At 58.7% G+C, this 19,020-nt stretch carries 13 protein-coding genes; 7 read left to right on the top strand and 6 right to left on the bottom strand.

The window, feature by feature from the left end; genetic code table 11:
* Positions 1 to 46: 46 nt before the first annotated feature.
* Positions 47 to 1,441 (bottom strand): lipid IV(A) 3-deoxy-D-manno-octulosonic acid transferase, encoded by a 1,395-nt coding sequence (gene waaA, locus ACXAG1_RS05225; protein WP_475119136.1) that lies wholly within the window; start codon positions 1,439 to 1,441, stop codon positions 47 to 49.
* Positions 1,442 to 1,583: 142 nt separating this feature from the next.
* On the opposite strand from waaA, the gene ACXAG1_RS05220 reads away from it, so the two are divergent.
* On the top strand, positions 1,584 to 2,711 hold the full coding sequence (locus tag ACXAG1_RS05220) for a glycosyltransferase family 4 protein (protein WP_475119135.1): 1,128 nt from the start codon (positions 1,584 to 1,586) through the stop codon (positions 2,709 to 2,711).
* Positions 2,708 to 3,379, top strand: coding sequence for a YrbL family protein (locus tag ACXAG1_RS05215; RefSeq protein WP_475091802.1), 672 nt, complete (start codon positions 2,708 to 2,710; stop codon positions 3,377 to 3,379). The genes ACXAG1_RS05220 and ACXAG1_RS05215 overlap by 4 nt, the downstream gene beginning before the upstream one ends.
* Positions 3,380 to 3,423: 44 nt before the next feature.
* On the opposite strand, the gene ACXAG1_RS05210 is transcribed toward ACXAG1_RS05215, so the two are convergent.
* Together ACXAG1_RS05210 and ACXAG1_RS05205 are read right to left on the bottom strand one after the other, a co-directional pair.
* On the bottom strand, positions 3,424 to 4,491 hold the full coding sequence (locus tag ACXAG1_RS05210) for a glycosyltransferase (protein ID WP_475119134.1): 1,068 nt from the start codon (positions 4,489 to 4,491) through the stop codon (positions 3,424 to 3,426).
* On the bottom strand, positions 4,484 to 5,383 hold the full coding sequence (locus ACXAG1_RS05205; RefSeq protein WP_475119341.1) for a mitochondrial fission ELM1 family protein: 900 nt from the start codon (positions 5,381 to 5,383) through the stop codon (positions 4,484 to 4,486). Before ACXAG1_RS05205 ends, ACXAG1_RS05210 begins: the two co-directional genes overlap by 8 nt.
* A gap of 348 nt (positions 5,384 to 5,731) precedes the next feature.
* On the opposite strand from ACXAG1_RS05205, the gene ACXAG1_RS05200 reads away from it, so the two are divergent.
* Positions 5,732 to 7,057: an O-antigen ligase family protein gene (locus ACXAG1_RS05200; RefSeq protein WP_475119133.1), complete on the top strand. Its 1,326-nt coding sequence runs from the start codon at positions 5,732 to 5,734 to the stop codon at positions 7,055 to 7,057.
* Positions 7,054 to 8,397 (top strand): UDP-glucose dehydrogenase family protein, encoded by a 1,344-nt coding sequence (locus ACXAG1_RS05195; RefSeq protein ID WP_475091799.1) that lies wholly within the window; start codon positions 7,054 to 7,056, stop codon positions 8,395 to 8,397. The genes ACXAG1_RS05200 and ACXAG1_RS05195 overlap by 4 nt, the downstream gene beginning before the upstream one ends.
* 63 nt (positions 8,398 to 8,460) lie before the next feature.
* Here ACXAG1_RS05195 and ACXAG1_RS05190 read toward each other — a convergent pair whose 3' ends face one another.
* From ACXAG1_RS05190 to glnE, 3 genes are all read right to left on the bottom strand, one after another.
* Positions 8,461 to 9,366 carry a hypothetical protein gene (locus ACXAG1_RS05190; protein WP_475119132.1) on the bottom strand — a complete coding sequence of 302 codons (906 nt, stop codon included), beginning with the start codon at positions 9,364 to 9,366 and terminating at the stop codon, positions 8,461 to 8,463.
* Positions 9,367 to 9,545: 179 nt separating this feature from the next.
* Positions 9,546 to 10,502, bottom strand: coding sequence for a branched-chain amino acid transaminase (locus ACXAG1_RS05185; RefSeq protein WP_475119131.1), 957 nt, complete (start codon positions 10,500 to 10,502; stop codon positions 9,546 to 9,548).
* Between the two features lie 194 nt (positions 10,503 to 10,696).
* Positions 10,697 to 13,570, bottom strand: coding sequence for a bifunctional [glutamate--ammonia ligase]-adenylyl-L-tyrosine phosphorylase/[glutamate--ammonia-ligase] adenylyltransferase (gene glnE / locus ACXAG1_RS05180; protein WP_475119130.1), 2,874 nt, complete (start codon positions 13,568 to 13,570; stop codon positions 10,697 to 10,699).
* 557 nt (positions 13,571 to 14,127) lie between these two features.
* Between glnE and ACXAG1_RS05175 the strand changes: the two genes are divergently transcribed.
* From ACXAG1_RS05175 to ACXAG1_RS05165, 3 genes are read left to right on the top strand one after another with little or no spacing between them, the layout of a single operon-like run.
* Complete coding sequence (locus ACXAG1_RS05175) at positions 14,128 to 15,087, top strand: ABC transporter ATP-binding protein (protein WP_475119129.1); 960 nt, start codon at positions 14,128 to 14,130, stop codon at positions 15,085 to 15,087.
* Positions 15,077 to 18,001, top strand: a complete 2,925-nt coding sequence (locus ACXAG1_RS05170; RefSeq protein WP_475119128.1) for a Gldg family protein — start codon at positions 15,077 to 15,079, stop codon at positions 17,999 to 18,001. The genes ACXAG1_RS05175 and ACXAG1_RS05170 overlap by 11 nt, the downstream gene beginning before the upstream one ends.
* Positions 18,002 to 18,022: 21 nt before the next feature.
* Positions 18,023 to 18,994, top strand: coding sequence for a DUF4340 domain-containing protein (locus tag ACXAG1_RS05165; RefSeq protein ID WP_475091793.1), 972 nt, complete (start codon positions 18,023 to 18,025; stop codon positions 18,992 to 18,994).
* Positions 18,995 to 19,020 lie beyond the last annotated feature (26 nt).

Genomic DNA, 19,020 nt, shown 5'->3' with positions numbered 1-19,020 from the left:
ACAGAAGCATCCGGCACTTTTATTTTTCCCCCACTAAAGAGGTTGTTCAGCCGCCTCTTCGCCGCATCAGCAACTCAATCACTTCGATCGTGCGCTCTAATGCACCGCTGTTTTGCGCAGCCACATCCCGTGCACGCGCCCCAGCGGCGATTCGCTCGTCCCGGTTCCCCAGCCACGTTGCAACCTGCTCCGCCATCTGCCCGGCATCTTCCACCACCTTCAGGCCGCCCACCTCCCGCATCAAATCAGAAACCATACTGAAGTTGTGCAGATACGAACCAGACACCACGGGCACGCCCCAGGCAGCGGGTTCGATCATATTGTGGCCACCGACCGGTACCAGACTGCCGCCCACAAATGCCACGTCACAGGCACCATAGAAGCGCAGCAACTCGCCCATGGTATCGCCCAACAGCACCTGGTCAGATGCAGCGGGCTTCACACCGTCACTGCGACGCGCCACATTCAGACCTCGCTCGCGGCATAACCTCGCCACACTGTCGAAGCGCATGGGATGGCGCGGCACCAGCACCAGCAATAAGTCCGGGAAGGAATCCCGGAGCTTCTCGAATGCATCCAGAACCACCTCATCTTCACCCGCGTGGGTGCTGGCCGCCAGCCATACCGGGCGACGATGGCCCTGCAGGTCCTGACGGCCGGGCTCTCGCCACTGATGGGATAAGGCCTGGGCCTCACTCACCAGGCCGGAACCGATCTGCAGATCAAACTTGATGTTACCTACTGTCTGTACGCGCCGGGGCGACACACCAAGGGCAATAAAGCGCTCCGCATCAGCCGGATACTGTGCCACGACCCGGGTTATATGGCTGAGCATTTCCCGACTCAGGGTCGCAAAGCGACCGTAGCCGCGAGCCGACTTTGCGCTCAAGCGTCCATTTACCAGCGCCACCGGCATACCGCGGCGGGAACACAGGGTCAGGAGGTTTGGCCAGAGCTCGGTTTCCATACTGACCAGCATGTTGGGGCGCAGTGCATCGAGGAAAGGTGACAGACATTCGGGCAGATCAAACGGCAGGTAGTAGTGCAGCAGGCGACCGTTCAGGATCGGGTCGAGCGCATCGTGTACCCGCTGAGAACCGGTGGGCGTGGTGGTAGTTACCAGCCATTGCCATTGATGGTGGCGCGCCGCCAACTCTTCGATCAAAGGAATTGCCGCGAGTGTCTCACCCACGGAAACCGAATGGATCCAGATCAGAGGTGCACGGCTGGCCCGGTCCGGCACCACCCCGAAACGCTCCCGCCAGCGCCGCCGCGCGCCCGGTCGCGATGGCACCAGGCCAAAGCGCTCGCTCCAGCGCTTGCGATAGGCAGGATCCGCACGGCCCCGCCACCACAGGTGCAGCAACATCAGCGGTAGGGCGAGGCGGAAAAACCAGGTGTACAGAAAACGCATCAGGTCAATATCGAAGTTCAGCGACACAGCGCCATGGGGTGTGCAATTGGATTCTTTTCAGGGCACTATTCTACCTCAATATCTACCCCGATCTCGCGCCATGCTGGTGCAACCCGGGCAGGGGCTGCGATCCCCCCACCGCGCAACCCATCAGACCACGGAGTCAACGTTGAAAATCGTCCAGCTATTACCCGCTCTTAATTCCGGTGGCGTCGAGCGGGGCACCCTGGATCTCGCGCGGGTACTGGTGCAAGAGGGGCATGAGTCCATTGTGATCTCCAGCGGTGGCCGCCTGGTAGAGCAGCTGGAGCGTGAGGGCAGCCGGCATATCACCCTGCCAATTCACAGAAAATCCCTGCTCAGCCTGCGGCAGGTACGACCACTTCGCGCGGTACTGCGCGAGCTGCAAGCCGATATCCTGCACGTACGCTCACGCATGCCGGCCTGGCTCACCTACCTGGCCTGGAAAAAGCTACCGGCAGCCACTCGCCCCCGCCTCGTGAGTACCGCCCACGGTCTCTACTCCATCAACCGCTACAGTGCGATCATGGCGCGCGCGGAACAGGTGATCGCAATTTCAGACTGTGTGGATAACTACTTGCAGCACAACTACTCATCCGTACTGCAGACAGCGCCTGAAGTCATCTATCGCGGTGTAGACACCGATGAATTTTCACCGGATATTCCACCTCCAGCTGCCTGGCTCGAGAACACGCTCACTGATTTTCCGGAGCTGCGCGATCGCCGCTGGCTACTGTTACCGGCACGCCTGACACGCTGGAAGGGTCAGCAGGACTTTATCGACATGATCGCGGAGCTCGCCCGGGATCACACCGATATCCAGGGGGTGATTGTCGGAGCAGCGGAAAAGAACAAGCAGCACTTTGCTGAAGAGCTGCAGGCGCAGGCCGAGCGAGCCGGCATTTCCGACCGCATTACCTTTACCGGCCACCGCAGTGACGTACGTGAGTGGTACCGTCACGCAACACTGGTGTACAACCTGTCGAAAAAGCCTGAGCCCTTCGGGCGCACGGTAATCGAAGCCGTGGCCATGGGGACACCGGTAATTGGATATGATATTGGCGGGCCTGCGGAATCCCTGCGTGCCTGCTACCCACAGGGGCTGGTAACGAACGGCGACCCCGCACAACTGCTATCGCGTACACGGGAGCTACTTGCAGCAGCTCCGAACCCGACACTCAGTCCGGAGTTTACCCTTCACACTCAAGCGCAAAAAACAATTGCGCTATACCGCAAGCTGCTCACACAGAAAGTCCAAGAGAAAACAGCCCATTGATCGACCTCAGTAACTGCAAGCCTTTCGCAAAAGGTGGCAATCGCAACTGCTTCCGCCATCCCGAGTTTCCCGACCGCTGTGTCAAAGTCATGCTGCCAGGCCGACTTGCAGAACTCCGCGCCCGCGCACCCTGGTATAAAAAATTATTCGGCGACGATCAGTTCGATGACAATTCACGGGAGCGGGACGGGTACGCCCAGAAAGCACTGCGCAGTGAGCCACCCACTAGTATCGTCTGGCAACACCTGCCCTACTGGTATGGCATGGAAGAGACTAGCCAGGGACCTGGTGCGGTTTCCGAACTGATACTCGACAGCAATGGCGAACCAGCAATCACTCTGGAGCACTATCTGCAGCAAAACGGGCTGGACACCAGAATCCGGCACGCCATTTCCGAATTCGCTGACTGGCTGCGGTTAACAGGCGTGATGACCAAAAACCTGCTACCCCACAACCTGGTCATTCGCGAGGCCGGAGAGCAGCCTCAGCTCGTACTGATTGATGGCCTTGGCCGCTCCGCATTCCTGCCTTTTGCCGAAATTTTCGATCGATCCCGCGATCGCTACCTGGAACGTCGCATCAAACGCATGTGGGCACGAGTAGCCTGGGAAATCTCGAATCGATCCATTACCTGGGAAGAGGCTGAAGCCATCAGCCGCCGACGCTGACTTTTTGAGTGGACGCCGGCTTTTCTAGATTCTTGCCGACAAAATCATCCAGCAGTCGACTTCTCTGCTAATGCCTGCTCATACACCTTAAAGGTTTCACGTGCCATGGCGTCGAGAGTCAGCCTCTCTCGCGCGCGAGCAAAGTATGGGCTGTAGTCATCCTTCAGTTTTTCCAGACTCGCCAGTGCAGCTGTCAGCTTGACTGCAAGACCGGCAGTATCCCCGATATCCACCAGATATGAAGCCGGGATATTTTCCGGCACATTGCCCACACGGGTGGAAACCAGCGGACAACCAGCCAAAAGCGCCTCGACCACGGTATAAGGAGCTCCCTCTTTGCTGGATGCTACAACCTTCAGGTCCGCGGCAGCCATCCAATCAGTTACTCGAGACTGAAACCCGACAAATTTGACCCGCCCCTCCAGGTGCAACTCTTGAGCGAGGCTTTCCAGCTCTTCCCGCATAGGGCCATCGCCCACGATATACAGCACCGCATCACCCACTTGCGCCTGTGCCCAGGCCCGCAACAGCCGGTCTATGCCCTTCGCAGGAACTAGCCTTGCAACGGAAATAACTGCTGGCCTAGTTGAATCCAGAAGCGAGTCATGACTATCACCAGCGTCCCGCAACTGAGTACCATTCGGGATCACATGCCAGGGCAACGCGGAATTGGCTACAGCCATTTGGCTCACAGCAATCCGATGCGGAAAGTGTTTGGACAGATTGTCTTTCGGGTTGACCACATTGTGCCTGGTCAGAACTACTTTACCGGGGATCCACCCCTGGAGACGGCGCATGATATACGCGGGTTTGGCTGCATGCGCATGAACCAGATCAAATTGATAACGCCGCATCAGGCGGAAAAGTTCAATACTGAGTAATGGATTGCGGCGACCGCGATCGGTATTTACCGGAAGGAATCTGACACCCTCGGGGAACATGGCTTCATACCGGGGGTGGGCGATCACATAGACTTCCGCATTGCAGTGTCGCAGCTGCCAACCGCTCAACTCCTGAACATGCTTCTCGAGCCCACCGGATTCGACGCTGGTAAACAGCTGACAGATTCGCAATGGCTTGCTTCTCTCCACGTCATTCGCCGTCTCAACCATCACCCTTCTCCAAAGTCGATTTAATGCCGCAGCGCCGCAATAACGCCCGCGCGCAGCTTACCTGTTGATTGAGCGGTTTTCGAGGAAACTGCTGCAATGCAGAACAGGCAGCTTCATCCAACTGCTCTGTAACCAGCTCCTGATCCAGCAATCGCTGTATGGCCCCGCGGATCTTGTTGTTAGGCCGTCGACTGGGCAAGGTAATTACCCCCACTTGCGCGCGGCTCTGTAGCGCCTCGGACACCATCGAAACACTGTCACCAGTAACCCAGATATGTCCGGATCGGGCCATCTGCTCCGCCAGCCACCCCGATGAAGTCTCCTGCCAGGAAACTAACTCTGCACCACTCCCAATGAATTGCGTCAGAGCCCCCTGGGGCGTGCGGCGACTGTCTGCCACTACCCACTTCAACGGTCTTTTCAGTAGCTGCTCAGCAACTGCCGTAACTTTTGCAGCGTCCCATTGAAAATGTCGGCTGGGACCACCCAACAACAGCAACCCACGGTCGGCCTCGAAAGGAATATCAGGAAGCGGCTCGGCCAGCGCTCCCTGTGTAAGAATCACGTTTTCTACGGCTGGAGGCCGGTCGTGTTCAGGAACAATCACGAAATCAAACCAGCGCAGTGGCAGGCTGGGCTGCATGATTACAACACTGCGGCCACCACAAAGGCCCCGTGCACGCAGCAAGGGCCAGTGGGTTCTATGCCCCGCACCAATTAACAGGTCTGGGCGTGGCAGCTGTCGTAAAGCCTCGGCCCCCCCCCCAAAAAGCGACAGTTTCACGGCTCTGCAGTCGATAACCCGGCAATCGAGCCTGCCTGCCCCCAGACAACGCTCCAGTCCACTGATCAGTGCGGCGCTCTGCTTTTCATGCGCGCGATTACCGTCCACAAAACGCCAGATAACCAGCACAGTTCCACCTCAATAGCCGTCGATACCACTAGCACCTATCTACTACCTATCGCATTCATCAATGTGGCATCTACATGTGAATAATCAAAATCGAGCGTGTCGAAGATAAGCCCACGCCCCGCGCGGCATGCTACCGCAGCCATAGGGAAGACTGAAACCGCAGCCGCTATTCGCGGACTGTCGACAACAGACGGTATGCACACCTATGACCCGCCGGACCAGACACGCCCCGCGGTAGCCCGCGACATGCTCTACGGATACAATGAGCCGCCTATCCAGAGCCTCAAAGTCACTACCAGAAAGGCCGGAAAACAGGATTCCCGTTGTATGTCTACCATTTTGTCGGCCTCATCCACGCACACGCCCCCTTCGCGAAAAGCCCGTTTACGGGAGATTTTTGACCAGCCTTTCGCCATCGGTCTGCTGCTGTGTAGCTTTATCTGGGTGCTGCCTTGGTCACGCACATTCCAACTTTCTGTCCTTGTGCTCGCCATTACGGCGATCGTTCAGTTGGTGCGCGACCGGAATAGCTGGAAGCCCTTTGGCATCAAGCCCTGGTGCCTGATGAACCTGCTGGCCGCGATGGCGCTGGCGCTTTCTGCCGCAGGATCGCAATATTCGAGCAAACCCATTGAACTCGCGGTGTTTCAGCTGGTCCTGATGCTCGCGGGCATTCCGGTGCTGCTTTGGGCACGCAATGATGCCATATGGCACAAGCTGCAGCTGTGCCTGGTCGCGATTATCGGCTTTTGGCTGGTGGATGGGCTCTTTCAGGCCCTGGTGGGCTTCGACTTCTTCGGAGTGCCCCGGGCCGAACGGCTCGGCGGCTACTTCAGTCACCCAGACAAATTTGGCTATTACATAGCACCACTCTGCGCATGGGTTCTGTTTGCCCCGATAGTGCGCAAGCTAAGCCTGCCGTTACAGTCTGGCATTTATCTTCTGTGCCTCGCTGTCACCTTCTTTGGTAATACCCGCGCCGGTTGGGTGGCATTCGCTCTGGTCAGCCTGATCTGGCTGTACACTATTCGCCACCAATTGCAGGCCTCAAAAAGTGTGATGTGCCTGTTGGCCGCCGCAGCACTCTCCGCCGGCTGGTGGATCATGAGCGACCCAATGGTCAGCAAACGCATCGCCGCCAGCATACCGCAAAGCCTCGATGTACAGGGCTTGTCTTCCGTTATTCCGGTGCGCATCCAACTGTGGTCCCAGGCCTGGGAGCAATTCCTCGCTTCCCCCTGGCTCGGTACCGGCGCCGGGAACTATGTGATGTTCCTACCGGAAACCTGGGCCGATACCCACCTGGACCAGCCTTACGCACACCAGGTGGTGTTCGAAGTGCTCGCGGGCACCGGCATTATCGGCTTCACCCTGTTTTTTACCGTACTGGCCTGCTTTCTGCGTATCGTATGGCGCGGTGACTACTCTCGCGTGAGTGAAACCCGCCGCCCACTGGCTCCACTGATTATCTTGCTGTGCACATGGTTTCCGCTGAGTACGCATCGCGAGCTGTTCAGCTCAGAAATGATGGTATTTACGTGGCTCTGCGTTGCCCTGGTAATTGCACGCTCAAACCTCCCGGAAGCCACACCACGGATCGCGAGCAATGAAATATCCAATTTAGACAAAATTGAAGGAAGCGAAAAGCAATGAATGTCTCTGTATTTGGCACTGGTTATGTAGGCCTGGTGCAGGCCGCCGTTCTCGCAGAGGCCGGCCACCGGGTAACCTGCATCGATATTGACGAAAACAAGATCGAACGACTGAAACAGGGCCATATACCAATTTTCGAGCCAGGCCTTGAACCACTGGTCAAACGCAACAACGAATCCGGAAACCTCGCCTTCACCACCAATGCTGCAGAAGGGGTAGCGCACGGCGACCTGATCTTTATCGCAGTCGGCACCCCACCTGATGAAGACGGGTCTGCGGACTTGCGCTATGTACTCAAGGTGGCACGTACTATTGCCGAACATATGGACGGCAAGAAATATATCATCAACAAATCCACCGTGCCGGTAGGTACCGCGGATAAAGTCCGCGAGGAAGTGACTCGCACCCTGCAAGAACGCGAAGCACTAAATCTGGAATTCGACGTAATTTCCAATCCCGAATTCCTCAAAGAGGGATCCGCAGTGGCGGACTGCATGAAGCCAGACCGCATCATTATCGGCACCTCGGAAAATGCCTCCGAGCAGAAAATGCGCCAGCTGTACGCGCCGTTTAACCGAAATCACGACAAGGTAATCGTGATGGATGTGCGCAGCGCGGAACTGGCCAAGTACGCGGCCAACTGCATGCTCGCCACCAAGATCAGCTTTATGAATGAAATGGCGGTGATTGCCGATAAAGTCGGTGCCGACATTGAAGCGGTGCGCCAGGGCATCGGTTCCGACCCGCGTATCGGTTACCACTTTATCTACCCGGGCATCGGTTACGGCGGCTCCTGTTTCCCCAAAGACGTACAGGCTCTGAAAACTACTGCCGCACAGCTGGGCATCGAACCCAAGGTTCTGAATGCGGTGGAAGACCGCAATCACAGCCAGAAACACTACCTGCTGGATAAAATTGTCGAGCGCTACGGCAAGGACCTGTCCGGTAAAACCTTTGCTCTGTGGGGACTGGCATTCAAACCCAACACCGACGATATGCGCGAGGCTCCCGCGCGTGTATTGATGGAAAACCTGTGGGAAATGGGTGCCAGTGTGCGCGCCTTCGACCCGGAAGCCATGCAGGAGTGCGAGCGTATTTATGGCAATCGCGACGACCTGCAGCTGTGCGGTACCCGTGACAGCGCACTGTCCGGCGCCGACGCGCTGGTGATTGCCACCGAATGGCAGCAGTTCAAGTCTCTTGACTACACCACGGTCAATAGCAATTTGAAGGAGCCAGTGGTATTTGATGGACGCAACCTATACCACCCTCTGGATATGGTCGAAGCCGGATTCGAGTACTATTGCGTTGGCCGCCCACAGGCGGCAGGTGGACAGTAGCCCCCTTTCAGACACGTTGGCACACCTGGCGCACCCCTCTGCGCTTGGTGCGCCAGTCCTCGATTAACGCAATAGCCCGTACAAACGGTAACGCTCAAACACCGCGCGAATCTTGCAGTCGTTCCCACCTCTGGAGCGCCAGTTCTCATTTTGTAACGCTACTTCCTGAGACCCATCCACGGTCAAAAAGCGCCCGGACCAGTCCCGGGTATCGGGCAATCTCGCGCAGGGGGTTCCCTGCAGTAGACTCATGGCCTTCAGCCACACATCGTCCGCTCCGGGGCACAGCGCAAGGAATTTGTCTTTGGCGAAGGCGTCTGGGTGCAGCGAGCCGGGGAAATACAGTACACCGCCTACACCGGTCGGAAATACCAGTGGAGAGGGCTCGCCGCTGCTATCCTGCCAGCGCCAGTCGGCGCACCAGTTACTGTAGGGCTTCAACTCGCCTCGTTTGTCCAGCTGCATCAGGTGCGCGCGGTGGCAATGGATCCAGTCAGGATTGCGGAGCCACGCGCGGTACAGCTGGTCGATCATGTCCGGTGGATAGAGGGTATCGTCATCGACCGTAATGATCAGACTGTCCGGATATTTTTCAAACGCGTAGAAATACTTGGTGTAAGGACCGAGGTCCTCGACATAGCAAATCTGCAAACCGCGCGTCTGCTGGCGTACCAGGCTTTCAGGTAATTGTCCCTCAGGAAATTGCTCCCGCGACAGCCACAGCACCACCGCATCCGCTTTCAGCCACTGCTGGAATACGCTTTCCACGGCATAAACCGCGTTGTGGATGCGACGATCGAATGAGGTGAGAGAGACAACAATGCTGTGCTCCTTTTCATTCCCCACGCCCATGTCATTACTTCCAAGCACCTGCTGTTGTAACAACTGCACCCGAAGCAGGGATTCCAGCTTACGGTTGTTCACCTGGTCGTGCTTGCGAAGCCGCCCCTTCAGCAAATTAGTAAACATACGCTCTGTTCCATCCAGCCAATTTCGCTCTCCCGATACGCTCCTCTAACGTGGCACACCATTCTATGTGTAAAGCGAAGACGACTCTATGAAATGACGGTCAACAGACAACGCACAAAAAAAAGGGCGAATACCCGAGGGTATCCGCCCTTTTTTTGCATTCAGGCTTACTGGAATGTTCAGGCTGATACCGCTACCTGTTCGCAGGTCTCATGCACATCGCTCAGCCAACCGAGGTGCGCCTGGCTCTTGCCCTGCACAGCATCGAAGTACATCTGTTGCAGACGCTTGGTGATCGGGCCACGGCGACCCTCACCGATAGTGCGACCATCCAACATGCGAATCGGCAGTACTTCTGCGGCGGTACCGGTGAAGAAGGCTTCATCGGCGATATACACCTCGTCGCGGGTAATACGCTTTTCCTTCACGGTGTAGCCACACTCTTCTGCCATCTGGATCACCGAGGCGCGGGTGATGCCGTCCAGACAGGAGGTCAGTTCCGGGGTGTAAATGATGCCGTCGCTGACCAGGAAGAAGTTCTCGCCACTGCCCTCCGCCACATAGCCTTCCGGATCCAGCAGCAGGGCTTCTTCACAGCCATTGCGGATGGCTTCCTGCAGGGCCAGCATGGAATTGATGTAGTTGCCATTGGCCTTGGCCTTACACATGGCAATGTTCACATGGTGGCGGGTATAGGAAGAGGTATTGACCTTGATCCCCAGTTCGCGGGCTTCCGGGGTCATGTAGCTCGGCCATTCCCAGGCGGCGACAATCACGTGGGTCTGCAGTCCGTCCGCGCGCAGTCCCATGCCTTCAGAGCCATAAAATGCCATGGGGCGCAGGTAGGCTTCCTTGAGGCCGTTCTCCCGCACCACCAGACGCTGGGCTTCGTTAAGCTCCTCGGCGCTATACGGCATGGGCATGTTCATGATCTTGGCGGAACGGCACAAACGACGGGTATGCTCGTGCAGACGGAAGATACTGGTGCCTCCGTCGGCAGTTTCATAGGCACGCACGCCCTCGAATACGCCCATTCCGTAATGCAACGTGTGGGTGAGCACGTGTACCCGGGCATCGCGCCAGGGAACCAGTTCTCCGTCAAACCAGATAACGCCGTCTCGATCGGCAAAAGACATGGGGATCTCCTACAAAATTCTATTAACGCCTGTAGGAGCGGCCTGGGGGAGGATGGTCGAGTCCTTGCGAGGCATTGCAAGGGAAGATCGAATCAGTTCGCCAGCAGGCTGGCTCCTACAGCACAGAGCCAGGTGAAAAACAGTTTAAGCGGGCAGCGGGAATGGCGAGGCACAGGAATCCCTTAACAGGGGATTCAGCCCAGCATCTGCTGCCAAGTTGTTTCAACGGTCTTTCTTTCCGCTTCGAATTGGTCACCGGATACAACCCCCGGCAGCTGTTGTAATGCCAGGCGATGACCTTCTGATCGGTAGGCTTTGTAGGCGTCGATCAAATGCGCGGCTTGGTGGGCCGGCATCAGGCCCGCCTCGGAGAGGCTTTCAAGAATGCGGATATTGTCGGTATATCGCACGATCGAAGGGGCGCCCTGCGCCCAGGCCAATGCGGCATATTGAACCATAAATTCAATATCGACAATACCGCCAGTGCCGTGCTTGAGATCGAATTGTCGATCATTGCTCTTATCGAGGTGTGCACGCATCTTATTGCGCATTTCCACCACCTCTTTACGCAATTTCTGCTCATCACGCCCCTCGCATAACAGCCTGGTGCGCAGGTCCTCGAACGCCAATCCGAGGCGCGCACTGCCGGCAACCGGGCGCGTGCGCACCAGCGCCTGGTGCTCCCAGGTCCAGGCGCTCTCGCGCTGGTACTTTTCAAACGCGGCAAGCGACGTCACCAGCAGACCGGAATTCCCCGACGGACGCAGGCGGGTATCCACTTCGTACAGAGGGCCGCTGAGCGTGCGGGTCTGCAGAATATGAATCAGGCGCTGGGCCAGGCGGGTGTAGAAACTCTGCGCATCCAGCGACCGCTCGCCACTGGTATAGCCGGCGCTATCGGCGTCGTGCACAAATACGATATCCAGATCCGAGCCATGCCCCAGCTCCAGGCCGCCGAGCTTGCCGTAGGCGACAATGGAAAAGCGCATATCCTCTGCGCTCGCATCCTTCGGCTCGCCGTGTTTTTCCACCACCTGCTGCCAGGCGAGGGTCAGCGACTGCTGCAGTATGGCTTCCGCCAGCCAGGTCAGGGAGTCACTCACTTTCATCAGTGGCAGCGCACCGGTGACTTCCTGGGCGGCGATACGCAGGCTCTGCCCCTGCTTGAAATGACGCAGGGCTTCCATCTGCGCTTCCAGGTCGTCCTCGTCCACCCGCAGCATATGCTGGCGCAGGTCGTCGGCGATATCTTCCGCGGTGGAAGGTTGCAGCAGGCGGCGCTGGTCGAGCATTTCGTCCAGCAGGATGGGGTGACGCGCGAGCAGATCGGCAATCCACGGCGAGGCACTGCACAGGCGCAGCAGCTGGTTCAGTACCGGCGGATTTTCATTGATCAGTACGAGATACGCGCTGCGGCGCAGAATCGAGCGCAATAAAGGCAGCGCCCGCTCCAGCGCAAGTAACGGCTCACTCACCTCGGAAGCTGCAGCCAGCAACAGCGGCATTGTCTGATCCAGGCGCTGGCGACCGGCGGCGGGTAACGCGGCGACGATGCGGTCGCAGTGCAGGTTGGTAAGCGCTTCCAGTGCTTTGGCCGCAGGCTGGAAACCGGCGTTGTGCAGCTGCTCCAGCCAGCTGTCGCGATCGTCGGCGCGCTCACACCCGGCCCAGAGGAATTCCCACTGGTCGGAATCGGTAATCTCGCAACTCTCTTCTGGCGGTGCGATAACCTCGTCAAACTCGCGCTCAATGGCCGCGCGAGCCTGCACCAGCGCATTCTCCAACGTTGCCCAGTTGTCGTAACCGAGTGCAAACGCGAGCTGCTCGCGGCGCTCGATCTCCGGTGGCAGCGTCTGGGTCTGGTGATCCTTTTCCGCCTGCAGGCCGTGCTCAACCCGGCGCAGCAGTAAATAGGCATCGCGCAGTTCGGCCGCAGCCCCTTCGGGAAGATGACCGCCCTCCTCCAGCAACGGCAGAACTTTCAATATATTGCGCACCCGCAGATCCGGCTCGCGCCCGCCGCGGATCAGCTGAAATGCCTGGGCGATAAATTCCACCTCGCGGATGCCACCGCGACCCAGCTTGATATTGTCGATCAGACCGCGGGCCCGCACCTGGCGCTGGATCAGGGTTTTCATTTCCCGCAGCGCGTCGATCACACTGAAATCGATATAGCGGCGGTAGGTAAACGGCCGCAGTAGTTCCACCAGCTCCTCCGAGGCGGCAGCCGCACCTTCGCCGGAGGCGGCCACCGGGCGCGCCTTGATCATGGCGTAGCGTTCCCACTCCCGCCCCTGGGTCTGGTAATAGTCTTCCAGTGCCGCGTAATGGCTCACCAACGGGCCGCTGTCCCCGTAGGGGCGCAGGCGCATATCCACGCGGAACACGAAACCATCGGCGGTGACCGCGTCGAGAGATTTGATCAGCCGCTGCCCCAGGCGTTGAAACCAGGCCTGGTTTTCCAGTGGTTTGTCCCCATCAGACTGACCCGGTTCCGGGTAGGCAAAAATCAGGTCGATATCGGAGGAAAGGTTCAGCTCCCGCGCTCCCAGCTTGCCCATCCCCAGCACCACCATCGGCTGGACATCCCCCGCGCGGCAGCGCGGCTCGCCGTGGCGCTCGACCATCTTCTGGCGGTGCCAGTCGAGCGCCGTCTGAATGCAAACTTCCGCCAGCTGGGTCAATCGCGCACAGGCGGTGGGGATATCCCACTGGCCGGCAAAATCCCGAAAGATCACCTCGGCATTGACCCTGTTGCGCAGGTTACGCAGCACTTTTTCCAGCTGCTCTTCCGACTCGATCTCGGCCAGATCCGGCGCCACCAGCCCGCAATCCGCCTGCCCTACAAAACCGGCAAGCCACTTGGGATGACGACTGCACTGCTGCACAAAAAAATCCGAGCCCACAAACGCCCGTACCAGTCCCCGCCCCAATGCACCACTCTTCTCGTCACCCACCAGCGACTCAACCCCGGCCACCTGCTCCTCCCCCACCGCGGCGCACCAATCCTCCCAGCGCTGAGCAAACAGTGCTTGATGCGGTTGCGGACAGAATTCCATCAATGACATGGGCGATTCCTTCTAAATCCAGAACGACGAGTGTAGTGACCGCAAAAAGCGGCGAAACCCAAAGTGTACACCGGCCGTCACCGGATTCCTCACCAGCGCGGACACCAGGTCTTGAACTTTCCTACACAGGCCCTATCTAACCCTCGATCAACACCGAGCGATCTTTCGTCTGAACCTTGTTTTTATTGCGGCCCCAACCGTATTACGAGCATGACTATTTCGACTGATTACACAAATCATCACCAGCTTCACTATTTCCCCCGGGCCGCGGCAACCTGTCGCCGCCCCATGCGACGCGTACCCATCTACCTGCCTATCTCGCGTCCACCGCCGTAATCACTCTCGAATAAATTCCACATCACTTCGCGCGAAGGCGTCGATGTCCGGTACAGCTTTGCGAGACCGTCTGCGGCCAGGACGGCCGCAGCCGAGCCCCCATGGACGGGTTTACGGCGTGTCTCGCAAAGCTGTACCGGACAGCGGCGCCGCCACGGAGCTGATTAAACCCCCTAAGTGTTACCACCACCCCCTGACAACCAAACCAAAAGGAGGACAAGGTGCTGGAAGTCACCCACCTCAGCCGTTACTACGACGACTTCAAAGCCGTCGACGACGTCAGTTTTAGAATCGGAAAAGGCGAAATTGTCGGCCTGCTCGGCCACAACGGCGCCGGCAAGACCACCATCATGAAAATGCTCTCTGGCTACCTGGAACCGGATAGCGGCAGCGTCACCATTGATGGCATATCTATGGCCGACAAGCCCAAAACCCTGCAAAGGCAACTGGGCTACCTGCCTGAGAACCTGCCCGTGTACGGCGAAATGACCGTCGCCGACTACCTCGACTACGCAGCCTCATTGAAAGGCCTCGACGACCGCGACAAAGTCGACGAAATCCGCCGCGCCATCAAAGCCACCGAACTGGCCGACAAACTCCACGCCCGCATCCACACCCTTTCGCGGGGCTACAAACAGCGCGTCGGCGTCGCCCAGGCCATTCTCGGTCGCCCGCGCCTGCTGATTCTGGACGAGCCCACCAACGGCCTCGACCCCACCCAGACCGAACAGATGCGCAAACTCATCAAAGACATCGCCCGCGAAGCCACCGTCATCCTATCCACCCACATCATGCAGGAAGTGGAAGCCCTGTGTGACCGGGTACTGATCATCCACCGCGGGCAACTGGCGGTGGACGAACAACTCGACCAGCTGCGCCGCGCCAACAGCATCCTGCTGGACACTTCCGCCACCGATGCCCGCGAAATACTCGGCCGACTCGGCAAGGAGGAAGGTATTCACAGTATCGAGCCGCTCAAGAACGCCGGGCAGTTCCGCATCGTCCTCAACGAGGATGCCAACCTGCGCTCCACCAGTGCGGTGATCGCCCGCACCCTGATTGCCGCCGGCGGCGAACTCTATCGATTGCAGCCGGAACAGCGGGACCTGGAAAGCCTGTTCCGTCAGGTGAATGAAAACAGCAAACAACAAAACACGGAGGCACTGGAAAATGCGGCCTGAATCATCACCTCCCGTCAGCGGCAAGCAGCTGATCCAGCGCGTCGCCGCCAAAGAGCTCACCCTGTTTTTCGCCTCGCCGGTGGCCTATCTGTTCCTCGCCACCTTTGCCGCGGTCAGCCTGTTCGTGTTTTTCTGGGGCGAGGCGTTTTTTGCCCGTAATATCGCCGACGTGCGCCCGCTGTTCGAGTGGATGCCGCTGCTGCTGATCTTCCTCAGTAGCGCCCTCACCATGCGCCTGTGGAGCGACGAGCGGGCCAAGGGAACGCTGGAACATATCCTCACCCAGCCCGCGCCCCTGTGGCAGTTTGTGCTGGGCAAGTTTGTCGCCTGTCTTGCACTGCTGGGCATCGCACTCGCCATCACCCTGCCACTGCCGGTAACTGTGGCGCTGATCGGCGAGCTGGACTGGGGCCCGGTGTGGGCGGGTTATCTCGCCACTTTCCTGCTGGGTGCGGCCTATCTCAGCATCGGCCTGTTCGTCTCCGCCCGCGCCAGCAACCAGATCGTCAGCCTGATTGTGGCCTCCGCCCTGTGCGGGGTTTTCTATCTTATCGGCACGCCGCTGCTCACCGACTTTTTCGGCAACAGCGCCGGCGAGTGGCTGCGCAGCCTCAGCACCGGCGCGCGCTTTGATGCCATCACCCGCGGTGTTATCGACCTTCCAGATCTGTATTACTACCTGAGCCTGTGCGCGGTGTTCCTGTCATTGAACACTCTGGTGCTGGAGCGCGAGCGCTGGGCCAATGGTGGCGACCGTAAACACCGCCAGGCCTGGCAGACGGTCACCGCACTGCTGGTAGTAAACGCGCTCGGCGCCAATTTATGGCTGGGGCAACTGAAATCCCTGCGCGCGGATGTGACCGAAGGCAACCTGTATTCCATCTCCCCGGCCACCGAGCAGTACCTGAACCAGCTACAGGAACCGCTGCTGATCCGCGGCTATTTCAGCGGCAAAACCCATCCACTGCTGGCCCCACTGGTACCGCAGATGCGCGATCTGTTGCGGGAATATGAAGTGAGTGGCGACGGCCGTGTGCGGGTGGAGATTATCGATCCGACCCAGGAGCCTGAACTGGAGGAAGAGGCCAACCGCAAATACGGTATTGCGCCGGTGCCCTTCCAGGTGGCGGACCGCTATCAGGCGTCCATCGTCAGCTCCTATTTTGATGTGCTGGTGCAGTACGGCGATGAGTACGAAGTACTGGGCTTCCGCGACCTGATCGAGGTGAACGCGGAGCGAGAAACCGACGTGGACGTACAACTGCGCAACCCGGAGTACGACCTGACCCGCGCGGTGAAAAAAGTCCTGCAGAGCTATCAGAGCGAGGGCAATTTGTTCGATACGGTGCAGGGCTCACTGGAATTTACCGCCTACGTCTCCGCCGATGAACAGCTGCCGGAACAACTGGCGGAGTTCAAACAGTCCATCCGCGAAAGCGTGGAAAAAATACAGGGAGACGCCGGCGAGCGGCTGTCAGTCAGCTTCATCGACCCGCAAGCAGATGGCGGCAAGGTCGCGCAACAGATTGCAGAGGATTACGGCTTTCAGCCCATGGCCGCGAGCCTGATCGGCCGCCCCTTCTATTTCTATCTGACCCTCGCCCGTGATGATCAGCATGACAAAGTGGTGCAGATTCCTCTGGACGATCTAAGCGCGGATACCTTCGAGCGCAACCTGGAAGCAGGTATCAAGCGCTTCGCCAGCGGCTTTACCAAAACCGTGGCACTGGTGACACCGGCGGACGATTTCAGCCACGGTATGGGCGGTGGTGCGCGCTTCAGCCAGCTGGAAACCCTGCTCGGCGCCGAGCTGAATGTGGAACGCGAAGACCTGAGCGACGGTCGCGTATCCGGCAATGCAGATATCCTGATGCTGCTGGCACCGCGCAACCTGAGTGAAAAGGCCCTCTACGCCGTGGACCAGTTCCTGATGCAGGGGGGCACCGTGATCGCCGCTACCTCGCCCTATAGCGCCAACCTGTCGAACCGCAGCCTGAGCCTGAACCGGGTCAACAGCGGCCTGGAAAAATGGCTCGACCACATGGGCCTGAAGGTGGACAACAAGCTGGTACTGGATCCGCAAAACAGCGCCTTCCCGGTACCGGTCACCCGCAACGTGGGCGGTTTCCAGCTGCAGGAACTGCGCATGCTGGATTACCCCTACTTTATCGACGTACGCGGCGACGGCCTCAATGCCGACAACCCCATCACCGGTAATCTTCCCCAGGCCACCGTGAGCTGGGCCTCCCCCATTCACGTGGATGAAGAGAAGTCTGCTGCACGCAGCATTACCCCGCTTCTGCGCAGTTCCGACAGTGCCTGGCTGTCCAGTAACACCAACGTGATGCCGCGCTACGTGGACGGTCAGATCAGCGCCTTCACCCCCGAGGGCGAACGCGCCTCGCACCTGTTGGGTGTGGTCAGTGCCGGACGCTTCGACTCCTACTTTGCCGATAAACCGTCACCACTGGCGCAAGAAGAAAGTGCCGCGGAAAACACGACGGAAGGCGAAAGTGAAAACGACAGCGCAAGTGACGCCAGCCAGCTGGAGAACCTGCCCAGCCAGATCAGCCGCTCGCCGGAATCTGCGCGCATCATTCTGTTCGCCTCCAACGACTTCCTGCGGGATCAGGTGGTGCGCATGAGCGGCGCCGCGGCCGGTGGTGACTACCTCAATACCCTGCAACTGGCGGCCAACAGTGTGGACTGGTCTCTGGAAGATGCAGGTCTGCTCAGCATCCGCGCCCGCAGCCACTTCAACCGCACCCTGCCCCCCATGGAGCAGGACAGCCGGCTGTTCTGGGAATCACTGAACTATATCGCCGCACTGCTGGCACTGGGCATCGTCGCCCTGATCCAACAGCTGCGCAATCGCGCCCGTCAGCAGCGTTACCAACAACTGCTGGCCGGCTGAGGAGGATAGGAGAAATAGCCCATGAAAAATCTACAAATGGCATTGAGTGGCGTGCTGGCCCTGCAGCTGGTCCTCGCCACCGGCCTGTTCTGGGAATCGACCTCCCGACAACAGGCACAGGCGCAGGCCACCCAACTGGTACAGACAGAAACCGATGCCCTGCAGCGACTGGAGATTGCCGGTGACGACAAACAGGTTACCCTGATACGCAAAGACGGACAGTGGCTGCTGCCCGAGCTTCACGACCTCCCGGTAAACGGTGACAAACTGGACACCCTGCTGGAAAAACTCACCGCCCTGAAAGGCAACTGGCCGGTGGCCACCAGCAACAGTGCGCGGGAGCGCTTCGAGGTGGCGGAAGAAAAATTCCGCAAGCACCTGAAGCTGTACTCCGCGGAAGGGGATAAAGCGGCGCTGGAACTGTTTCTGGGCACCTCGCCAGGATTCCGCAAGGTGCATGTGCGCCGCGCCGATGACGACGCCATCTATGCGGTGGAATTGAACAGCTTTGACCTGCCCTCTAGCGCCGACAGCTGGCTAGACAAATCCCTGCTGGCCGCCGGTACACTGGAGCAGATTCAGGGCCCGGACTACACCCTGGAAAAGGGCGAGGACGGCTGGGCGTTTGCGCCTACTAACTCAGGTGGCGGGGAACCGACGCCCGCAGTAGATCCCGGCAAAGCGCGGGAACTGGCTGCGGCACTGGAAAAGCTGCGCATTACCAAAGCCGTCACCGAAGCTCCCCAGGCAGAGGCAACGGAAATCAAGGTGCAGACCAGTGAGGGCGTGCGGCGCTATCACTTCGCCAGCGCGAACGATAAATACTATGTACGCCGAGACGACCGCGAGCAGTATTTTGAAATCGCCAAGTACGATTTCGATCGGGTGATGGATAAACGCCACCAGGATCTGGTGCTGGTGGAGCGGGATGATGAGGAGCAGACCGCGGAGGAAGAATCCGGTAATACTCAGGAAGAAGATGCAAAAAGCTGACACCTTTCAACCAATAAAAAAACCGC

This window comes from Microbulbifer sp. ABE4_465 (assembly GCF_056160765.1).
This window is presented reverse-complemented; position numbering and strand designations above follow the sequence as displayed.

Bases quoted from the DNA above. Each gene is read 5' to 3' on its own strand.
- ACXAG1_RS05190 (WP_475119132.1), bottom strand. From the start codon at position 9,366: ATGTTTACTAATTTGCTGAAGGGGCGGCTTCGCAAGCACGACCAGGTG.
- ACXAG1_RS05195 (WP_475091799.1), top strand. From the start codon at position 7,054: ATGAATGTCTCTGTATTTGGCACTGGTTATGTAGGCCTGGTGCAGGCC.
- glnE (WP_475119130.1), bottom strand. From the start codon at position 13,570: ATGTCATTGATGGAATTCTGTCCGCAACCGCATCAAGCACTGTTTGCT.
- ACXAG1_RS05200 (WP_475119133.1), top strand. From the start codon at position 5,732: ATGTCTACCATTTTGTCGGCCTCATCCACGCACACGCCCCCTTCGCGA.
- ACXAG1_RS05170 (WP_475119128.1), top strand. From the start codon at position 15,077: ATGCGGCCTGAATCATCACCTCCCGTCAGCGGCAAGCAGCTGATCCAG.
- ACXAG1_RS05185 (WP_475119131.1), bottom strand. From the start codon at position 10,502: ATGTCTTTTGCCGATCGAGACGGCGTTATCTGGTTTGACGGAGAACTG.
- ACXAG1_RS05210 (WP_475119134.1), bottom strand. From the start codon at position 4,491: ATGGTTGAGACGGCGAATGACGTGGAGAGAAGCAAGCCATTGCGAATC.
- ACXAG1_RS05165 (WP_475091793.1), top strand. From the start codon at position 18,023: ATGAAAAATCTACAAATGGCATTGAGTGGCGTGCTGGCCCTGCAGCTG.